This window comes from Rheinheimera maricola (genome assembly GCF_016918075.2).
GTDB lineage: Bacteria > Pseudomonadota > Gammaproteobacteria > Enterobacterales > Alteromonadaceae > Alishewanella > Alishewanella maricola_A.
Genome location: NZ_JAERPS020000004.1, coordinates 359,752 through 376,678 on the forward strand (window position 1 = coordinate 359,752; position 16,927 = coordinate 376,678).

Consider the following 16,927-nt stretch of genomic DNA (forward strand, 5'->3'; position numbering starts at 1 on the left):
GGTGACCCATGAGCCTTGCCCTGATTATTCCCGACCGAAAACTGGAAGACTTACAACAACGTCTGACGCAGGCGCTGCCAGACAGCCGTATTGAAATCTGGCCTGATATTTCAGACGCCGCTGCGGTAGAATTTGCAGTGGTATGGAAGCAACCGCCGGGCAGTCTGGCGGCGTTGCCCAATCTAAAAGCTATTCAGTGTTTTGGCGCCGGGGTAGATGCTATTTTGTCAGACACCACCTTGCCGGCTTTGCCAATAGCGCGCATTGTCGATCCGACATTAACGCAAACTATGCTGCGTTATCTAGATAGCGTGGTGAACCACTACAGACTAAGACTGGACCAGTTTATTGCTCAGCAGCAGCAACAGTTATGGCAACCGAAAAGCCCGCGCCGTTTTCAACATATTTGTCTTTTAGGCTTAGGTGAATTAGGTGCTGCAGCCGCCGGCCACTTTGCGGCCTTGGGCTATCAGGTGACGGGCTGGTCGCGCACAGCTAAGCAGTTAGCGAACATTCAGTGTTTTAGTGCCTCAGCAGAGCTTTCGGCGGCGGTAGCTCAGGCCGATATCGTCATTTGTTTACTGCCATTAACGCCGGCAACCGAGTCTCTGCTGGATGCGGTATTTTTTAGCCAACTGAAAACCGGGGCTATTTTTATTAATGTGGCCCGCGGCGCCATAGTCGATGATGAGGCGTTGTTAGCAGCGCTAAACAATGGCCAGGTGCAGGCCGCGTGTCTGGACGTATTTCGCCAGGAGCCGCTGCCAGCAACACATCCGTTCTGGCAACATCCGGCAATCCTTATTACGCCGCATGTATCTGCTGTGACCAATGTCAGTACTGTAGTGGCACAAATTGCTGACAATTACCGTCGCAGCCAATGTGGTGAAGCAATGGCTAATTTGGTTGACGTGAACAAAGGTTATTAATATGACAACAACGCCGACAGAAACTGAAGTAACAACCTGGTTTTTACAGTTTGAAGGTGCAGCAAAATCTGACATCAGCTGGCCAGATGGTGTGCAACTGGTAGAAGCTAAAATTGCCTGCCCGGAGCTTAGCCAGTTTATGTTTCGTGCCGTGGGCGCGCGTTGGCAATGGTTTAGCCGATTAAGTTGGAACTATCAGCAGTGGTTCGACTATTTAACCACGCAACAGGTTCGTACCTGGCTGCTGTGGGTACAAGGCACACCTGCAGGCTACATTGAACTGTTAAAACACACTGATCAAAGCGTAGAAATTAAATTTTTTGGTTTATTACCCCAGTTCATAGGTCAGCGGTTGGGCCAACCGTTAGCCGAGGCTGCTGTGACGCTGGCGGCACAGTGGCAAGCCAGCCGTATCTGGTTACATAGCTGCAGTGCCGATCATCCGTCGGCGTTAAAAAACTATCAGCAAGCCGGCTTTGTTATTACTGATATTCAGCACAGTACAGAAGCTTTACCCTTACTGAACGATAACCGGTTACTGGCAGAAGAATTTGTTTATTCTGCTCTGACGTATCATATTGAAAGAGCTGGTTAAATACACAGTTATTGTAACTTTATTACAACTTAACTACACTCAGTGTCGGTTTGGGGAAAGCTAAACCAAGTTGCTAATTAAAATAATAAAAATATGTTACTGAGGTTAGTTATGAGTAAAGCGTCCAGTCGTGGTTTTGGCTTTACCGCAATCGCTGTTGTTGTTTGTTTAATGGCGTTATCGGCATTCTTGACCAAAGCCGAAGCTGTCTGCCTGTTGTGTGGATAGCAGGAATCGAACTCTGTCAAACGGATTGACTAATACTCACCCCCGCATGTCGGGGGTGAGTTATTTCTGGGCGCCGCGTTTACTGTGTAGTTCGCGGTTGTCGCGTTTTTGCTCAGCATTCTTTTGCAACAATACGTACGTGGCAGAGTAACCACCATGCTGTTTTTGCGCGGTGTTGCAAGCCAGTACAATGGGCATTTGTGGCAACCACTTAAACACATAACTGCGTAAAATTGCCGGATGAGGTTTGCTGTTGCGGCCCATACCGTGATGAATAAGCAAAGTGCGGATGCCACGTTTGTGGCAATCTTCAATAAAAATGAATAACTCGCGCCTGGCGTCGGTCAAACTTTTACCCAGCAGATTTAACGTAGCATCGGTCTGGTATTTACCAAGACGCAGATTGCGATAAACGCCATCTTGGACGCCGTCTTTCTTGTAAGTAAAGGGTTCATCCGGTTGCACCAGCTCTACATACTCAAGGCTAAGGTAGTTGGCATCATATTCCATCTCCTGCTCTGCTGCCTTGCGCCTGGCTTGCTGTGCCAGAGTGGGGCTAAACTCACCGTGCTCTGGCAATACTTCGTCCTGCGACATAGGTTTAACACCAGACATCTCTTGCAGAAACAAATCTAAATCGTCGTTTTGCATACTGGGTACTCTTGTCATTCGGGGTCAGTGATTATAGCCCGGGCGGATACGCGACAAAAGTGTTCGTGTAGTTATTCTGGTTGCGTCGTTGTGTTTAGCAACGTTGTTGTGTTCTGCTGGCTTTGTGCGGTTTTACGTGCTTTAGCAAAACGGAGTAAGTAATACGCATTTATTAATAATACTAATAAGTTTGAAATTACGCCCTGTGGAATATCAATATGGCTATAGTAAACGAATAGCAGGCTGCAACCGATTAATGTCGCTAAACGCAGCCAAAATACATCTTTAATAAAAAATGCGCCAATACATATAGTTAGGCCAATCCAGCTAATAATATCAAAGATGATGTTTTCCATGCCGCTTTCCTAAGCAAAACTATGGTTGAAATTTTCGCGCATTATGCTGCTCTGAGCAGTGATGCTCAACTGAGTAATTTTATAACATTCACATTAATTAAACTGATGCGATTTTGTCGTGGTGTGCATTTTTTATACTCTGAGCTACACTTAATCTGAGCTGAACAAAGGATAGGTGTTCGTTATGCTGCCAATGAAATTGTATGAAATTTTGCCTTATGGTTATGTCGCTGCAGGTAGCTCAGTTATGCTGAGCGTTGAGTCATGGCTGGCATTAGTGTCGGGCTTGCTGATTATGATAGCCGGTGCAGTTATTTGGGTATTGCGTTCTGATAATAGGCGTTCAGATATGCGAAACGCCAGAGAGAAGTACGGTGGTGTGCTACCTTTCTGGTTATATGAACTGCTGCCGTTTAGTTATTTCATCCTGGCATTGCTGTTATTTAGTGCGACCAGCAACATGTATGTTTATCCTTCAGCGATGATTTTGATGATTGTCGGCCTACAGTTGTGGTTGTTGCGTGGTAGCTATCGTAAGCATAGCCGGCCTAAAATTGCATTAAGGCCGGTGCGTTATCGTAGTTAACCTACTGCATTATTTGCGCAGATCCAGCTGGCTGTTGGCTATTGCAGTGGTTGTGATAAGCCAGGCTTCCAGATTTTGCTGCATGGCTGCAGGCTCTATCTTGTCCATGGTATCGTTTGGGGTGTGATGGTAATCAAAATAATCAGTGCCATCTTGTTGCAGGCTGGCAACCGGCACACCCTGTGCTTTTAACACTGAAACATCTGGCCCGCCAGACGCAGTGTTATCACCCAGGGCTATTCCCAGATGGGCTAGCTTTTTTTGTAGTGCGCTGCCAAAAGGTAACGAATTGTTACCAAAGCCAGTATCAAGACGCCAGATACGCCCAGCACCAAAATCAGACTCTGACGCAAACACGTGTTGTTTTAGATTGTCGGCATGTTTAGCGGCGTAGGCACGCGCACCCACTAAGCCTCCTTCTTCGTTCCCGAACAATACCACCCGTACCGTACGCTCCGGTTGTGCCTGTTGTTTTAACAGAGCACCGGTCGCCATAACAATGCCTACACCAGCGCCATCATCTAAGGCACCTGTGCCTTCGTCCCATGAATCAAGATGTGCGCTGATCAGTACAATTTCGTCAGGTCTTTTGCTACCGGTAATCTCGGCAATCACATTGTGGCTAATAACTTCGCCCGGCAGCTTATTTTGCATTTGTAACTGTAAACTTAGCTCTGGTTGGAGACGTAACATTTTATCAAGCTGTATCGCATCCGGAACTGAGATTGCCGCCGCGGGAATACGGGCTACGTCATCGCTATAGCGCATAATGCCGGTATGAGCAAAACGATTAATACTGGTGCCAACTGAGCGAATGATAATAGCTTTAGCACCAAGTTTTGCAGCTTCTACAGCACCTTGCGCCCGGGCACCAACGACCGAACCATAAAAGGTACCCAGTTTATCTTTACCCATGCTTTTGTTAATAAAAACAATCTTATCTTTTACCTGTGCTGACGTTGCAGTTTTAAGCTGTTCAAGGCTATCAAACTGGACAACCTGGGCTGAAATGCCGTCAAATGGAGTGCCGACAGATCCGCCTAGTGCAGTAACAACCAAGTTTTGATGAAAGGGAGCACTGACAGTAAGGCTGGCTTGGCCACGTTGCCAGTACTGCATGGTAAAAGGCTCAACCCACACTTTGTCATAACCGAGCTGCTTAAATTTTTTCTCTGCCCAAGCCACGGCTCTGGCATCAGCCTCGCTACCCGCAAGGCGTTGCCCCACCTCAACTGTTAGCGATTCGGTAAGCTGATAGGCTAAGGTGTTATCCAAGTTTAAATTTTGTGCAGACAGCTGCAGGCTTAAAAATGCTGCAATGCCAGTTAACCAGAGTTTCATTTCGACAGGTTCCTATTGATAGTGAATGTGCTGAATGTAACAGGTTTTTTTTATGCATCGAACTGCTTTAGCTGAAATGCATTTTTTAGCCGTTAAGTGCATTTTTGCAGAGCTTAACGGAAAAATTGTGATTCTTTGTTAAATAAGAATGATTATATTGTCGCTTTAAGTCTAAATCGGTAATATTAAGCCTTCTAGACAGACAGAGTTAAGTGCAATGAATTTACAAGACATGCTGAAAAACTCCGCCAAGGCAGTAAAGCTGTTAAAAGCGGTGTCGAATGAGCGTAGGTTACTAATCCTCTGCCATTTGCTCGAAGGCGAGTTATCAGTAGGTGAAATGAACGAGAAACTGGAATTAAGCCAGTCAGCGCTATCTCAGCATTTGGCGTTGTTACGTAAAAACAAACTGGTGAAAACTCGTAAAGAAGCGCAAACCGTATTTTACAGCCTGAATAGTAAAGAAGTAGAAGCGTTAATTGCGTTAATGCACAAGTTGTATTGTTCTGACAACGCTTGAGAGAGACGAAATTGAGCAACAAAAAAGCCGGCAAAGCCGGCTTTTTTGTTGGAACTGTGTCTTAAGCGGCGCTTAATGCCTTAACACGGGCATTTAAACGAGCTTTATGACGTGCTGCTTTGTTCTTGTGGATCAGACCTTTAGAGGCCATACGATCAAGAACAGGCACCATTTTCTTGAATGCTTCAGTTGAAGCAGTTACGTCAGCAGTTAATACCGCCGCGTAGGTTTTCTTTATGAAAGTACGCATCATAGAACGTTGCGAAGCATTTTGCTGACGACGTTTTTCTGATTGAATTGCGCGCTTCTTAGCAGACTTAATGTTAGCCAAGGTAACACTCCTAAAAAACTAAACCGGACCCATCAAAGGCCGCATAATATGCCTATTTAATGGCCCGTTGTCAAATGCTTTAACGGTAAAGTCACAGATTTTAATCTAACAGCCTACTGGTAATCAGTCGCACTAACGGGGCAAAATAGCCGCTGGTAAATAGAAGGATGTGTAAGTGTCAGCAAAGTTATTAAAATCAGGCCTGATTGTCAGCTTTATGACATTAATATCCCGCGTACTCGGGTTGATGCGTGATGTGGTCGTGGCCAACTTTATCGGCGCTGGTGCGGCGGCCGACGTGTTCTTTTTTGCTAACCGGATCCCTAATTTTTTGCGGCGTTTGTTTGCCGAGGGCGCTTTTTCGCAAGCCTTTGTGCCGCTGCTGGCCGAAGTGAAAGCCAAACATGGTGATGATGCCGTGCGCGAATTACTGGCTAAAGTTACCGGTAGTTTAGGGGTAGTCGTTACGCTGGTCACCTTATTTGGCGTGATTGCCTCACCGCTGGTGGCGATGTTATTCGGTATGGGCTGGTTTGTGGAATGGTTAAATGATGGCCCTGAAGCGCATAAGTTCGAGCTGGCCAGCCTGATGCTGAAAATTACTTTTCCGTATCTTTGGTTTATTAGTTTAGTCGCGTTGTCTGGCGCTGTACTCAATACCTATAACCGTTTTGCCGTGGCTGCCTTTACGCCGGTGTTTTTAAATATTGCTATTATTGCCTGCGCGGTATTGCTGGCACCAACGCTGGACGAGCCGGCACTGGCGCTGGCCTGGGGCGTCTTTATCGGCGGTGTGGTGCAGTTATTGTTTCAGTTGCCGTTTTTAGCCAAAGCCGGCTTGTTGGTGTGGCCAAAGTGGGGCTGGCGCGATGAGAACGTCACGAAAATTCGCAAATTGATGCTGCCAGCGCTGTTTGGCGTATCAGTAAGCCAGATTAATTTATTGCTTGATACGGTGATCGCCTCGTTTTTACTTACCGGCGCGGTGAGCTGGTTGTACTACTCCGACCGTCTGATTGAATTTCCGTTGGGTTTATTCGGTATCGCTATTGCGACGGTTATCTTACCGAATTTATCGCGCCATCATGCGACTGAAAATACCGAGCGTTTTAGCCAGACACTGGATTGGTCGCTGCGCTTCGTTGCTTTGTTTGGCATACCCGCGATGGCCGGGTTAATGGTATTAGCACAGCCTATTATTGCGCTGCTGTTTATGCGCGGCGAGTTTAGCCAAAACGATGTGTTGATGGTGTCTTACAGCTTGGTTGCCTACAGCACAGGCTTGCTAAGTTATATGCTGATAAAAGTGCTGGCACCGGGTTTTTATGCCCGCCAGGATATTAAAACTCCGGTGCGTATCGGCATTATTGCAATGGTTGCCAATATGCTGTTTAACCTGATGTTGGCGCCGTTTTTAAGTTATGTTGGTCTGGCACTGGCAACCGCAATGTCGGCCAGTTTGAATGCATTTTTACTGTATCGCGGTTTAAAATTAGCCGGCGTGTACCAACTAAGTAAAACCAGCGCGTTATTTTTACTGAAGCTAATTCTGGCTAGCCTGATGATGGCTGCGTTGCTGTATTGGCAAACGCCAACGTTAAACGACTGGGTAGTGCTTAGTTTTACGACTCAGGTTTGGCGCCTATGTCTGCTGTGTGGCCTGGCTGTAGTCGGCTACTTTAGTGTATTGTGGCTATTTGGGGTGCGGTTAGCGCATTTTCGGACCAATTCTGTTGCTGAAAGCAATTGATTAAGTGGTTATAATGCGCGGTTTGTAGTCAAAGGTCAGATACGGCAGGCATGGAGTTAATTCGCGGCTTACACAATATTCAGCCTCAGCATCGTGGCTGTGTATTGACCATTGGTAATTTTGACGGCGTGCACCTCGGGCATCGTGCAGTGCTGGCCAAAGTGGTTGCCATTGCCAGACAAATGCAGTTGCCATCTTGCGTGATGCTATTTGAACCGCAGCCGCTGGAGGTATTTGCTGGTGATGCTGCGCCGGCACGGTTAACGCGGTTTCGGGAAAAATATGAAGCGCTGGCCCAGCTGGGGGTAGACCGCTTGCTATGTGTGCATTTTACCCCGGCTTTTGCCGCGCAGGCACCGGAGCAATTTATTCAGCAGTTGCTGTTAAGACAACTGGGTGTAGAGCAGTTAATCGTAGGCGATGATTTTCGTTTCGGTAAAAACCGCAGTGGCAGTTTTGACTTGCTGGCACTGGCTGCTGAACAGCATCAGTTTGGCCTTTATAGCACCTCTAGTTTGCTGCTGGGTAAACAGCGTATTAGCAGCACACTGATCCGCCAAGCACTGGCAGAAGATAAGTTAACGCTGGCAGCCGAGATGCTAGGCCGGCCTTTTGCGTTAACCGGGCGGGTTAGGCATGGCCGTAAACTAGGCCGCGATCTCGGCTTTCCAACCGCCAATGTGTTTTTATACCGGCGTAAGTTGCCGGTGGCTGGGGTTTACGCCATAACAGCCAACACGGTGTTTGGCACGCATTATGGCGTGGCCAATATTGGCAACCGGCCCACGGTGCAAGGCCAGCGGCAACAACTTGAAGCGCACTTGTTTGATTTTAAAGGCGATTTATACGGTAGCCAAATAGAAGTGTTATTGCAGCATAAATTGCGCAGTGAACAACGGTTTGATTCTCTGGCTCAGTTACAGCAACAAATTGCCGCGGATGTCAGTGCGGCAAAAGCATTTTTTCAGCATGGTGCCTTAGCCCATGCTTCTATTGATAAGACGGAACCCAACGGATGAGCGACTACAAGCATACCCTGAATTTGCCGGAAACGGCTTTTGCGATGCGCGCCAATCTGGCGCAGCGCGAGCCGCAAATGCTGGCAAAATGGACCGAGGCCGATTTATACGGCAAAATTCGTGCAGCCAAAAAGGGCAAAAAAACCTTTATTCTGCACGACGGCCCTCCTTACGCTAACGGCAATATCCATATTGGGCATGCGGTAAACAAAATATTAAAAGACATTATCGTCAAAGCGAAAACGCTGGACGATTTTGATGCTCCTTATGTACCGGGGTGGGACTGCCACGGTCTGCCGATTGAGCTGGTAGTTGAAAAAAAATACGGCAAACCGGGCGTTAAGTTAACACCAGCCGAGTTCCGGCAGAAATGTCGCGACTATGCCGCCACCCAAATTGATGCGCAGCGCACCGACTTTATCCGCTTAGGTGTGCTGGGTGACTGGCAAAACCCGTACCGCACAATGGATTACGGTTTTGAGGCCAATATCATCCGCTCGCTGGGTAAAATTATCGGCAATGGCCATTTGCAGCAGGGCTTTAAGCCGGTGCACTGGTGTACAGATTGCGGCTCTGCGTTGGCTGAAGCGGAAGTGGAATATCAGGACAAAGTATCACCGGCGATAGATGTACGCTTTGCCTTAGTTGATGAAAGCGCCGTAGACCGCTTTGACCACCCTGATGGTAAACGCGGCAGCGGTAAAGTGTCGGTAGTGATCTGGACCACCACCCCCTGGACTATCCCTGCTAACCGCGCGGTGGCAGTAAATGCCAAATTAGATTACAGCCTGGTGCAGGTAGAGCAGGGGCCTTTGGGCGCCGAGCGCTTAATTATTGCCACTGATCTGGTAAAAGACGTGATGGCGCGTGCCGGTATTGAGCACTACCATGCGCTGGGTTTTGCCAAAGGCGCAGCACTGGAATTAGTGCAACTGCAGCATCCATTGTATGACTTTAGTGTGCCGGTTATTTTAGGTGAGCATGTAACGACAGATTCTGGTACCGGCTGTGTGCATACAGCGCCGGGCCACGGTCAGGAAGACTTTGTGGTGGGCAAGCAATATAACCTGGAAGTGGCTAACCCAGTGGGGGCTAATGGTGTCTACCTGCCAGACACGCCGTTGTTCGCTGGTCAGCATGTGTTTAAAGCCAATGACAGTGTGGTAGATGCGCTAAAAGAGGCCGGCTCGCTGCTGGTGCACAAAGCCTACAAACACAGCTACCCGCATTGCTGGCGCCATAAGACGCCGATTATTTTCCGTGCCACGCCACAGTGGTTTATCAGCATGGAGCAGCAAGGGCTGCGTGCTACTTCGTTACAGCAAATTGAACAAACCCGTTGGATCCCGGATTGGGGCCAACAGCGGATTGAAAAAATGGTTGAAGGGCGGCCAGACTGGTGTATTTCACGCCAGCGTACCTGGGGCGTGCCTATTGCCTTGTTTGTTGATAAAGACACCGGTGCCCTGCACCCGAATACACCGGCGCTGATTGAACAAGTCGCCAAGCTGGTTGAGCAAGACGGCATTCAGGCCTGGTTTGATTTAAGCGCGGAAAGCTTGCTAGGTGAAGATGCGCAGCAGTTCGTTAAAGTTAGCGACACGCTGGATGTGTGGTTTGACTCCGGCGTGACCCACGCTTGCGTGGTGGATGCGCGCCCTGAATTTGCTGGAGCCGATCAGGCCGATTTATACCTGGAAGGCTCGGATCAGCATCGCGGCTGGTTTATGTCGTCATTGATGACTGGCGTTAGCATTAAACACAAAGCACCCTATAAACAGGTACTAACGCATGGTTTTACCGTTGATGCCGATGGTCGCAAGATGTCGAAATCTTTGGGTAACGTGGTATCGCCGCAAGATGTAATGAATAAACTCGGCGCTGACATTCTGCGCTTATGGGTGGCAACCACCGATTACACCTCTGAAATGACGGTATCAGATGAAATATTAAACCGTGCTGCCGATAAATACCGCCGCATCCGTAACACTGCCCGCTTTTTGCTGGCCAACTTAAACGGCTTTGATCCGGCAACCGATTTAGTGCCGTTTGAGCAAATGGTAGAGTTGGATTTATGGGTGGTAAATCGTGCGGCTAAGTTGCAGCAAGAAATAGTTGATGCTTACGATAATTATCAGTTCCATCAGGTGAGCCAAAAGCTGATGAACTTCTGTACCGTAGAGCTGGGTAGCTTCTATCTGGACGTAATTAAAGACCGCCAGTACACCGCCCACACCAATGGTGTTGCGCGCCGCTCTTGTCAAACTGCTTTGTACCATATTGCCCAGGCGATGGTGCGCTGGATGGCGCCAATTATGAGTTTTACTGCTCAGGAAATTTGGCAGGAATTGCCCGGCCAGCAACAAGAATTTGTCTTTACTGATGTCTGGTATACCGGTTTTAGCGATTTAACCAGTGGTAAGTTTGACGATGCCTTCTGGCAGCAGTTGCTGCAGGTGCGCGACGAAGTGAACAAAGTGCTGGAAGCGGCACGGCGCGAAGAAAAGATCGGCGCATCCTTACAAGCAGAAGTGACTTTATACGCCTCAGCGGCACTGGCAGCTGATTTGGCCAAACTGGGCGACGAGCTGCGCTTTGTGCTGATTACGTCTACCGCTCAGGTCAGTACCGATGCGGTCCCGGATGATGCTGTCTCAACCGAATTGGCCGGTTTGAGTGTGCACGTTGCCGCGTCGACAGCGGCTAAATGTGGCCGCTGCTGGCACCATCGCCACGATGTTGGCACTAATGCGGCGCATGCCGAATTGTGCCTGCGTTGTGTTAGCAACGTAGAAGGTGACGGCGAACAGCGGGCGTTTGCATAATGGCGGCGCTGTTTAAAGATACCGGATGGCGGCTATGGTGGCTGATGCTATTAGTATTGGTGGCCGATCAGGTAACTAAGCAGGTGGTAATTGCCAATATGCAACTGTTTGATTCTATTGATCTGTTGCCGTTTTTTAACTTTACCTATGTGCGTAATTATGGCGCGGCGTTCTCGTTTTTAAGTGATGCCGGTGGCTGGCAGCGCTGGTTTTTTACCATCATTGCCGTGGTGATAAGTTGTGTGCTGGCGGTCTGGCTGGCACGCAATAGTAAAACCCAGTTAAAGCTCAATCTGGCGTTAAGCCTGGTATTAGCCGGCGCCATTGGCAACCTGATTGATCGTAGTGTCTACGGCTACGTAATTGATTTTCTGCATCTGTATTATCAAAACTGGCACTATCCGGCGTTTAATATTGCCGATTCTGCCATTTGTATTGGTGCGGCACTGTTAATCTGGGATAGTTTTAGCAATGATGAGGTGAAAAAGTGACAGACGCAGTAATTGCTGGTAACAGCACAGTAATTTTTCACTTTGATATCAAGTTATCTGATGGCAGTGCGGCCGAAAGCACCCGGGTGCACAATAAGCCAGCCAAATTACAGATGGGTGACAGCAGCATTTCGCCAGCTTTTGAAGCAGAGCTTAGTGGCCTTAAAGCCGGCGATAAGAAAACCTTTACGCTGGCCCCGGAAGATGCATACGGTATGCCTAACCCGGACAATATCTATTATGTTGACCGCAGTAAGTTTTCAGCCGACGCGCCGGCCAAAGCCGGCACGATTATTGGTTTTACCATGCCGGATGGATCTGAAATGCCGGGGCTGGTAAGAGAAGTTGTCGGCGAGTCGGTTACTATCGACTTTAATCATCCGCTGGCAGGCCAAACGCTGACGTTTAGCGTTGAAATAGTACAGGTAAGCTAAAGTATGGATATTTTACTCGCTAATCCGCGCGGCTTTTGCGCTGGGGTAGACCGCGCTATAAGCATTGTAGAGCGCGCGTTGGAACTTTATGAGCCGCCGATTTATGTGCGCCACGAGGTGGTACACAATCGCTTTGTAGTTGATGGCCTGCGTCGGCGTGGTGCGGTATTTGTTGACGAACTGAACGAAGTGCCGGATGGCAATATCGTGATTTTCAGTGCGCACGGCGTGTCGCAAGCGGTGCGTGAAAACGCTAAACAGCGTGGTTTAAAAGTATTTGATGCCACCTGTCCGCTGGTTACTAAAGTGCATATGGAAGTCACACGTGCCAGTCGTAAGGGTATTGAATGTATTCTGATTGGCCACGCCGGCCACCCGGAAGTGGAAGGCACTATGGGCCAGTATGATAACCCTGAAGGCGGCATTTATCTGGTTGAGTCGGCAGAAGATGTGGCAACGCTGCAAGTAAAAAACCCGCAGCAGCTCTGCTTTAGCAGCCAGACCACTTTATCTGTGGATGACACGGCCGATGTGATTGATGCGCTGCGCGTGCGTTTCCCGGACATTGAAGGCCCGCGCAAAGACGATATTTGCTATGCCACACAAAACCGCCAAGACGCGGTGCGTGATTTGGCCAGCAAAGCTGAATTATTGCTGGTGGTAGGTGCAAAGAACAGTAGCAATTCTAATCGGCTGCGTGAATTGGCGGACAAGATGGGATGCAAAGCCTATTTAATTGATACCGCTAACGACATTCAGCAAGCCTGGCTTGATGGCATTACAGCCGTAGGGGTTACCGCCGGAGCTTCTGCGCCAGAAGTACTAGTGCAGCAAGTGGTAAAGCAGCTGCAGCAATGGGGTGGTAAAACGGTAACAGAAAACCCCGGCCGCGAAGAAAACGTGGTGTTCGCTATACCTGCCGACTTGAGATAGCTGCTAACCGGGTCTGCCGTTTGGCAGGCTATGCTTAACTTCTATAGTGCATTCAGTGTACTATGGCGCTAATTCAAATTACGCTGGACGTTAAAATGAACCTGCAATGGTCATTGCCTGCGTTACAACTACCTTACTTGTGCCATGGCCGTTTTGTACTTCGTCTTGTAGTGCTGGCGCAGGCAATTGCCGTGGTACTGGCTTTTTCTCCGGGCATCACTACAGATCCCTGGTATCGGCTTGGCGTGATAAGTTTATTCGTGCATTGGGTCGCGCTGCTAACAACTGTGTGCTTGTGCTATTTCCGGCAGCAATTAAATAAACTGCAACCGATTCCGTTGTTGATGTTCTGCACCGTTGTTTTTGCAAGTTGCACTATCCTGGTAAGTTTAGCGGCTTATGTTTGGCTGTCGGCACAGCCAATTGCTATACCGCAAGGCATGTTAGCATTTACCCTGGCCAATTTAATGATATGTTTGATTGTAGCCATTATAGCGGTGCAGTTCTTTATTATTCATAGTGAGAAAAACCAACAGGTAAAAGCGCAAAGCCGCGCTGAACTCACAGCGCTTCAAGCGAGAATAGAGCCACATTTTTTATTTAATAGTTTAAATACCGTCGCAGAACTAACGCAGATAAATCCAGATGCGGCAGAAAAGGCATTGTTAGATCTATCTGCATTGTTCCGGGCTGCACTGCATGCCGGTGAAATTGTAACATTGGCTGAGGAACTGCAGTTGGCACAGCAGTATTTGTCGTTAGAACAATGGCGGCTGGGCAGCCGGATGCAAGTAAATTGGGAGCTGCCTGCGAATTTGCCCAATTTGACTCTGCCGGCGCTGACGGTGCAACCTTTGCTTGAGAATGCGGTGCGACACGGCATAGAGCAATCTGTCGCTACCGCTATACTTAATATCTCATTGATAGAAAGTCGCCGCGCTGTAACCCTTGTTATTACCAACCCTATTGCGGCAAAGAATACGTCCAGAGCTGGCAATGGCATTGCATTAAACAATATTCGCCAGCGTTTAGAATTACATTATGGTGAGGCAGCGCAGCTGCATAGTGCGCTTAATGACGGGCGCTTCAGGGTTAAGTTGGTACTACCGAAGGAGCCATACAGATGAAAGTATTGATTGTCGATGATGAGCCACTAGCGCGGGTCAGGCTTAAGCGATTATTGGCAGAGCAAGCTAACTTTAGCTGTGTTGGTGAGGCTGAAAATGCAGCTGAAGCGATGCAGTTGACGAAGACTTTGCAACCAGATTTATTACTGTTGGATATCGCTATGCCGGGTGAGGATGGTATTTCATTGGCAACGGCCATCGCTGCACTGCCGACACCACCAGCGGTAATTTTTGTTACCGCACATCCACAGCATGCTCTGGCTGCATATCAAGCCGGGCCAGCAGATTATTTGCTCAAGCCAGTGTCGCCGCAACGTTTGGCAGATGCCTTACAACGTTTGGGTACCCATACGCGAGCACATATTGAACGTAAAACTGCAGAACCGAAGGTAAGCTATATTCAGGCGGGTATTAAGCGACAGCTTGAACTGAAAGAAGTAATGTATTTCAGCGCGGAGGATAAATATGTTCGCATGGTGCATACGGACGGTGAAGCACTGTTAGAACAAAGTTTGGCGCTGTTACTACAGCAATACCCGGACCAGCTTCTTCGGATCCATCGTAGGACTTTGATTAACAAAGCTCACCTATCAAGACTAGTGTCGATTAGCGGAAAACATTGGGTATCACTGAATGGCTGCACTGAAAAGTTGGAAGTCAGCCGGCGTGAAGTTGTAAACGTCCGTGGTTGTATTTGTTAATATTGCTGGCCGTTTATCTGGCAATTGTGCCGCTGGTCAAAAAACGATTCCATTGCATCCGCATTACAGTACAGTCATTATATATAGACTTTTTGTAGTATACGCAGAGACATTATGCTGAAGATTACGCCTGAAAATATACATCCTACTCCAGTTAAACACGCACTGGGGTTTAGCATGGTCGAGCTTATGGTGGCTATTGTAGTGCTTTCAATAGTTACTACAGTGGCTGTGCCCAGTTTTATCTCATTGCTTAATAATAACCGTTTAACCTCGCAGGCTAATGATTTCCTCTCGGCTGTTATTTTGGCACGGGCAGAAGCTATTAAGCAAAATGAAAATATGGTGTTTTGTCATAGTACTGATGGGGAAAACTGCTCCGCGCCACCTGCAGCGGGTTGGATTGGTTGGTTAGTTCATGACACCATTGACAATACACCTATTGCAACGGGCTTTATTCGGTCAGAAAAAATTGTAGTGTTATCCAGCCCAAATGTTGCAGGCGCAACAATGAACGGAGTAGGCCACTCTATTCGTTTTTCAGCACAAGGTTTACTCCGCAGTGGTGGTGCAAATAACCCGTTAAATGGTGTGTTGCGCGTTTGTTTACCTGGCGCTGACTTGCAAAACAATATTCGAGATATTGAATTACGTTCGGGTGGTCGTGCGAGGGTAACTAGTAGTAGCGCAGGGCAAAGTTGTCCGGCGCCAGCAAACCCAGCATAACGGGAGAAAATAATGAAACCTATTTCAAGTTTTAAGCAACAGCGCGGTGTCTCGTTAATGGAAGTGCTTATTTCAGTATTAGTGTTAAGTATCGGTCTGTTAGGTGTTGCAGCATTGCAGACTTCTAGCATGCGCCATACTAACAGTTCATTGGAAAGGACCATGGCAGTTATTTTAACTGATACGTTATCTGAGTTATTAAGAGCAAACCCCATTGCTGCCCGACAAGGTGATTATGCCTTTTCTGACTGTGCGGGTAACACCGCCCTTGGCACTGCAGCCTGGGTGCAGGATGTAAAGCAGGCAACGCGTGATGATGCTTGTCCTGTGGTTAGCTGGGACGACGAGCGTTACACCGTTACCATTGTGTGGGGTGATGAAAGAATAAATGCTGACAGTAAAATTGTGACTCAGGTGATGCCATGAATAACAGAATGAAAGGATTTACCTTAGCCGAACTGTTAGTTGGTTTGACATTGGGTATTTTGGTAATAGGCGGTGCTACCGGTGTCTTTCTTGCTAATCAGCAAACAAGTAAAGCAAACATGGTGCTGAGCGATATGCAGAACATCGCCAGGTTAAGTTTTCAGTTGATGTCACAAGATATTCGTAATGCCGGTTTTTCTGGTTGTAATAATAATGCCAGAGTTGCCAATACGATTGCGATTGCAGGCACCCGGCCAGCATGGGCAACCTGGAGCGTAGGTGCTGGTATTCAAGGGCTTGCCGCTCCGGTTGGTGTGATTAATGGTACAAATACAACGCCTGCTACAGAGGCATTACGTTTAATGTTTGGTTCTGGTGATAGTAATGCCATCAGTAACTACGATGGTTCAGTGTTTACCTTGAATATAACGCCTGTTCTTGCTGCTGGAGAAGTTGCTGTGGCGTGTGATGACAGTGAATCTGTTATTTTTCAGGCTAATGAAGTTGATGCTTTGACTGTTACCCACCAGCTGGCCGGATTAAATGCTGATGCCAATCTTGGTTTTTTGCCGGAGATCGACTGGGCTCCAGGCTTAGCCCCGCCTAGGATATTTAGTCGCAATGGTATGGTCATGCGCTTCGAATCTATCGCATGGTTTGTTGCGCCTAGCAATGATGATTCAGAGATGAATTCGCTATATCGCGCTTCATTGATTGGTGATGCGCAAATCAATGAAGAAGTGCTATTTGGAGTGTCTGACTTGCAGTTTATGTACCGTAATCGAGACAGCGGTGCTTTTCAAACAGCAGCAGCCACGACCGCAGCAGGCCAATGGGGTCGTATAAACGCGGTGAATGTTAGTGTCACGCTTGACGACAGAATTTTTAACGGTCAGGAAGTACCAGCAAACGCCAAAACCATACGTTTTTTAGTTGCACTTCGGAATAGGTTGTGATT

Annotated in this window: 19 protein-coding genes; 15 read left to right on the forward strand and 4 right to left on the reverse strand. The window is 48.0% G+C overall.

All coding sequences use genetic code 11. The features are described 5' to 3' along the window. Window positions 1-8 precede the first annotated feature (8 nt). Both I4W93_RS13000 and I4W93_RS13005 read left to right on the forward strand, forming a co-directional pair. The gene (locus I4W93_RS13000) at window positions 9-929 is read left to right on the forward strand and encodes a 2-hydroxyacid dehydrogenase (RefSeq protein ID WP_205311365.1); all 921 of its coding nucleotides are present in this window, start codon (window positions 9-11) and stop codon (window positions 927-929) included. 1 nt (window position 930) lies between these two features. Then, the gene (locus tag I4W93_RS13005; RefSeq protein WP_205311364.1) at window positions 931-1,524 is read left to right on the forward strand and encodes a GNAT family N-acetyltransferase; all 594 of its coding nucleotides are present in this window, start codon (window positions 931-933) and stop codon (window positions 1,522-1,524) included. A 288-nt stretch (window positions 1,525-1,812) separates the two neighbouring features. Here the strand turns inward: I4W93_RS13005 and smrA are convergent, their stop codons facing one another. Both smrA and I4W93_RS13015 read right to left on the reverse strand, forming a co-directional pair. After that, a complete protein-coding gene (gene smrA, locus I4W93_RS13010) occupies window positions 1,813-2,403 on the reverse strand; it encodes a DNA endonuclease SmrA (RefSeq protein ID WP_205311363.1) in 591 nt (196 codons plus the stop codon). Between the two features lie 71 nt (window positions 2,404-2,474). Further along, window positions 2,475-2,759, reverse strand: coding sequence for a hypothetical protein (locus I4W93_RS13015; RefSeq protein ID WP_205311362.1), 285 nt, complete (start codon window positions 2,757-2,759; stop codon window positions 2,475-2,477). A 184-nt stretch (window positions 2,760-2,943) separates the two neighbouring features. On the opposite strand from I4W93_RS13015, the gene I4W93_RS13020 reads away from it, so the two are divergent. Beyond that, on the forward strand, window positions 2,944-3,345 hold the full coding sequence (locus I4W93_RS13020) for a hypothetical protein (RefSeq protein WP_205311361.1): 402 nt from the start codon (window positions 2,944-2,946) through the stop codon (window positions 3,343-3,345). 9 nt (window positions 3,346-3,354) lie between these two features. Here the strand turns inward: I4W93_RS13020 and I4W93_RS13025 are convergent, their stop codons facing one another. Continuing rightward, complete coding sequence (locus tag I4W93_RS13025; RefSeq protein WP_205311360.1) at window positions 3,355-4,686, reverse strand: M20/M25/M40 family metallo-hydrolase; 1,332 nt, start codon at window positions 4,684-4,686, stop codon at window positions 3,355-3,357. A 217-nt stretch (window positions 4,687-4,903) separates the two neighbouring features. On the opposite strand from I4W93_RS13025, the gene I4W93_RS13030 reads away from it, so the two are divergent. Then, a complete protein-coding gene (locus I4W93_RS13030; protein WP_205311359.1) occupies window positions 4,904-5,206 on the forward strand; it encodes an ArsR/SmtB family transcription factor in 303 nt (100 codons plus the stop codon). 61 nt (window positions 5,207-5,267) lie between these two features. On the opposite strand, the gene rpsT is transcribed toward I4W93_RS13030, so the two are convergent. Then, window positions 5,268-5,537, reverse strand: coding sequence for a 30S ribosomal protein S20 (gene rpsT / locus I4W93_RS13035; protein WP_205311358.1), 270 nt, complete (start codon window positions 5,535-5,537; stop codon window positions 5,268-5,270). 175 nt (window positions 5,538-5,712) lie between these two features. On the opposite strand from rpsT, the gene murJ reads away from it, so the two are divergent. From murJ to I4W93_RS13090, 11 genes are all read left to right on the forward strand, one after another. Then, the gene (murJ, locus tag I4W93_RS13040) at window positions 5,713-7,287 is read left to right on the forward strand and encodes a murein biosynthesis integral membrane protein MurJ (protein WP_205311357.1); all 1,575 of its coding nucleotides are present in this window, start codon (window positions 5,713-5,715) and stop codon (window positions 7,285-7,287) included. 50 nt (window positions 7,288-7,337) lie between these two features. After that, a complete protein-coding gene (gene ribF / locus I4W93_RS13045) occupies window positions 7,338-8,306 on the forward strand; it encodes a bifunctional riboflavin kinase/FAD synthetase (protein ID WP_205311356.1) in 969 nt (322 codons plus the stop codon). Further along, window positions 8,303-11,131, forward strand: a complete 2,829-nt coding sequence (gene ileS, locus I4W93_RS13050; RefSeq protein WP_205311355.1) for an isoleucine--tRNA ligase — start codon at window positions 8,303-8,305, stop codon at window positions 11,129-11,131. The genes ribF and ileS overlap by 4 nt, the downstream gene beginning before the upstream one ends. Then, window positions 11,131-11,622, forward strand: coding sequence for a signal peptidase II (gene lspA, locus I4W93_RS13055; RefSeq protein ID WP_205311354.1), 492 nt, complete (start codon window positions 11,131-11,133; stop codon window positions 11,620-11,622). The genes ileS and lspA overlap by 1 nt, the downstream gene beginning before the upstream one ends. Next, the gene (gene fkpB / locus I4W93_RS13060; protein WP_224673431.1) at window positions 11,619-12,056 is read left to right on the forward strand and encodes an FKBP-type peptidyl-prolyl cis-trans isomerase; all 438 of its coding nucleotides are present in this window, start codon (window positions 11,619-11,621) and stop codon (window positions 12,054-12,056) included. The genes lspA and fkpB overlap by 4 nt, the downstream gene beginning before the upstream one ends. A 3-nt stretch (window positions 12,057-12,059) precedes the next feature. Further along, on the forward strand, window positions 12,060-12,989 hold the full coding sequence (ispH, locus tag I4W93_RS13065) for a 4-hydroxy-3-methylbut-2-enyl diphosphate reductase (protein ID WP_205311353.1): 930 nt from the start codon (window positions 12,060-12,062) through the stop codon (window positions 12,987-12,989). Between the two features lie 62 nt (window positions 12,990-13,051). Next, entirely contained in the window at window positions 13,052-14,116 is a 1,065-nt protein-coding gene (locus tag I4W93_RS13070) for a sensor histidine kinase (protein ID WP_224673432.1), read from the forward strand. Beyond that, a complete protein-coding gene (locus I4W93_RS13075; protein ID WP_205311352.1) occupies window positions 14,113-14,817 on the forward strand; it encodes a LytR/AlgR family response regulator transcription factor in 705 nt (234 codons plus the stop codon). Before I4W93_RS13070 ends, I4W93_RS13075 begins: the two co-directional genes overlap by 4 nt. A gap of 114 nt (window positions 14,818-14,931) precedes the next feature. Continuing rightward, complete coding sequence (locus tag I4W93_RS13080; RefSeq protein WP_205311680.1) at window positions 14,932-15,543, forward strand: GspH/FimT family pseudopilin; 612 nt, start codon at window positions 14,932-14,934, stop codon at window positions 15,541-15,543. A gap of 12 nt (window positions 15,544-15,555) precedes the next feature. Continuing rightward, the gene (gene pilV, locus I4W93_RS13085) at window positions 15,556-15,969 is read left to right on the forward strand and encodes a type IV pilus modification protein PilV (RefSeq protein ID WP_205311351.1); all 414 of its coding nucleotides are present in this window, start codon (window positions 15,556-15,558) and stop codon (window positions 15,967-15,969) included. After that, a complete protein-coding gene (locus I4W93_RS13090) occupies window positions 15,966-16,925 on the forward strand; it encodes a PilW family protein (RefSeq protein ID WP_205311350.1) in 960 nt (319 codons plus the stop codon). Before pilV ends, I4W93_RS13090 begins: the two co-directional genes overlap by 4 nt. Window positions 16,926-16,927: the final 2 nt, after the last annotated feature.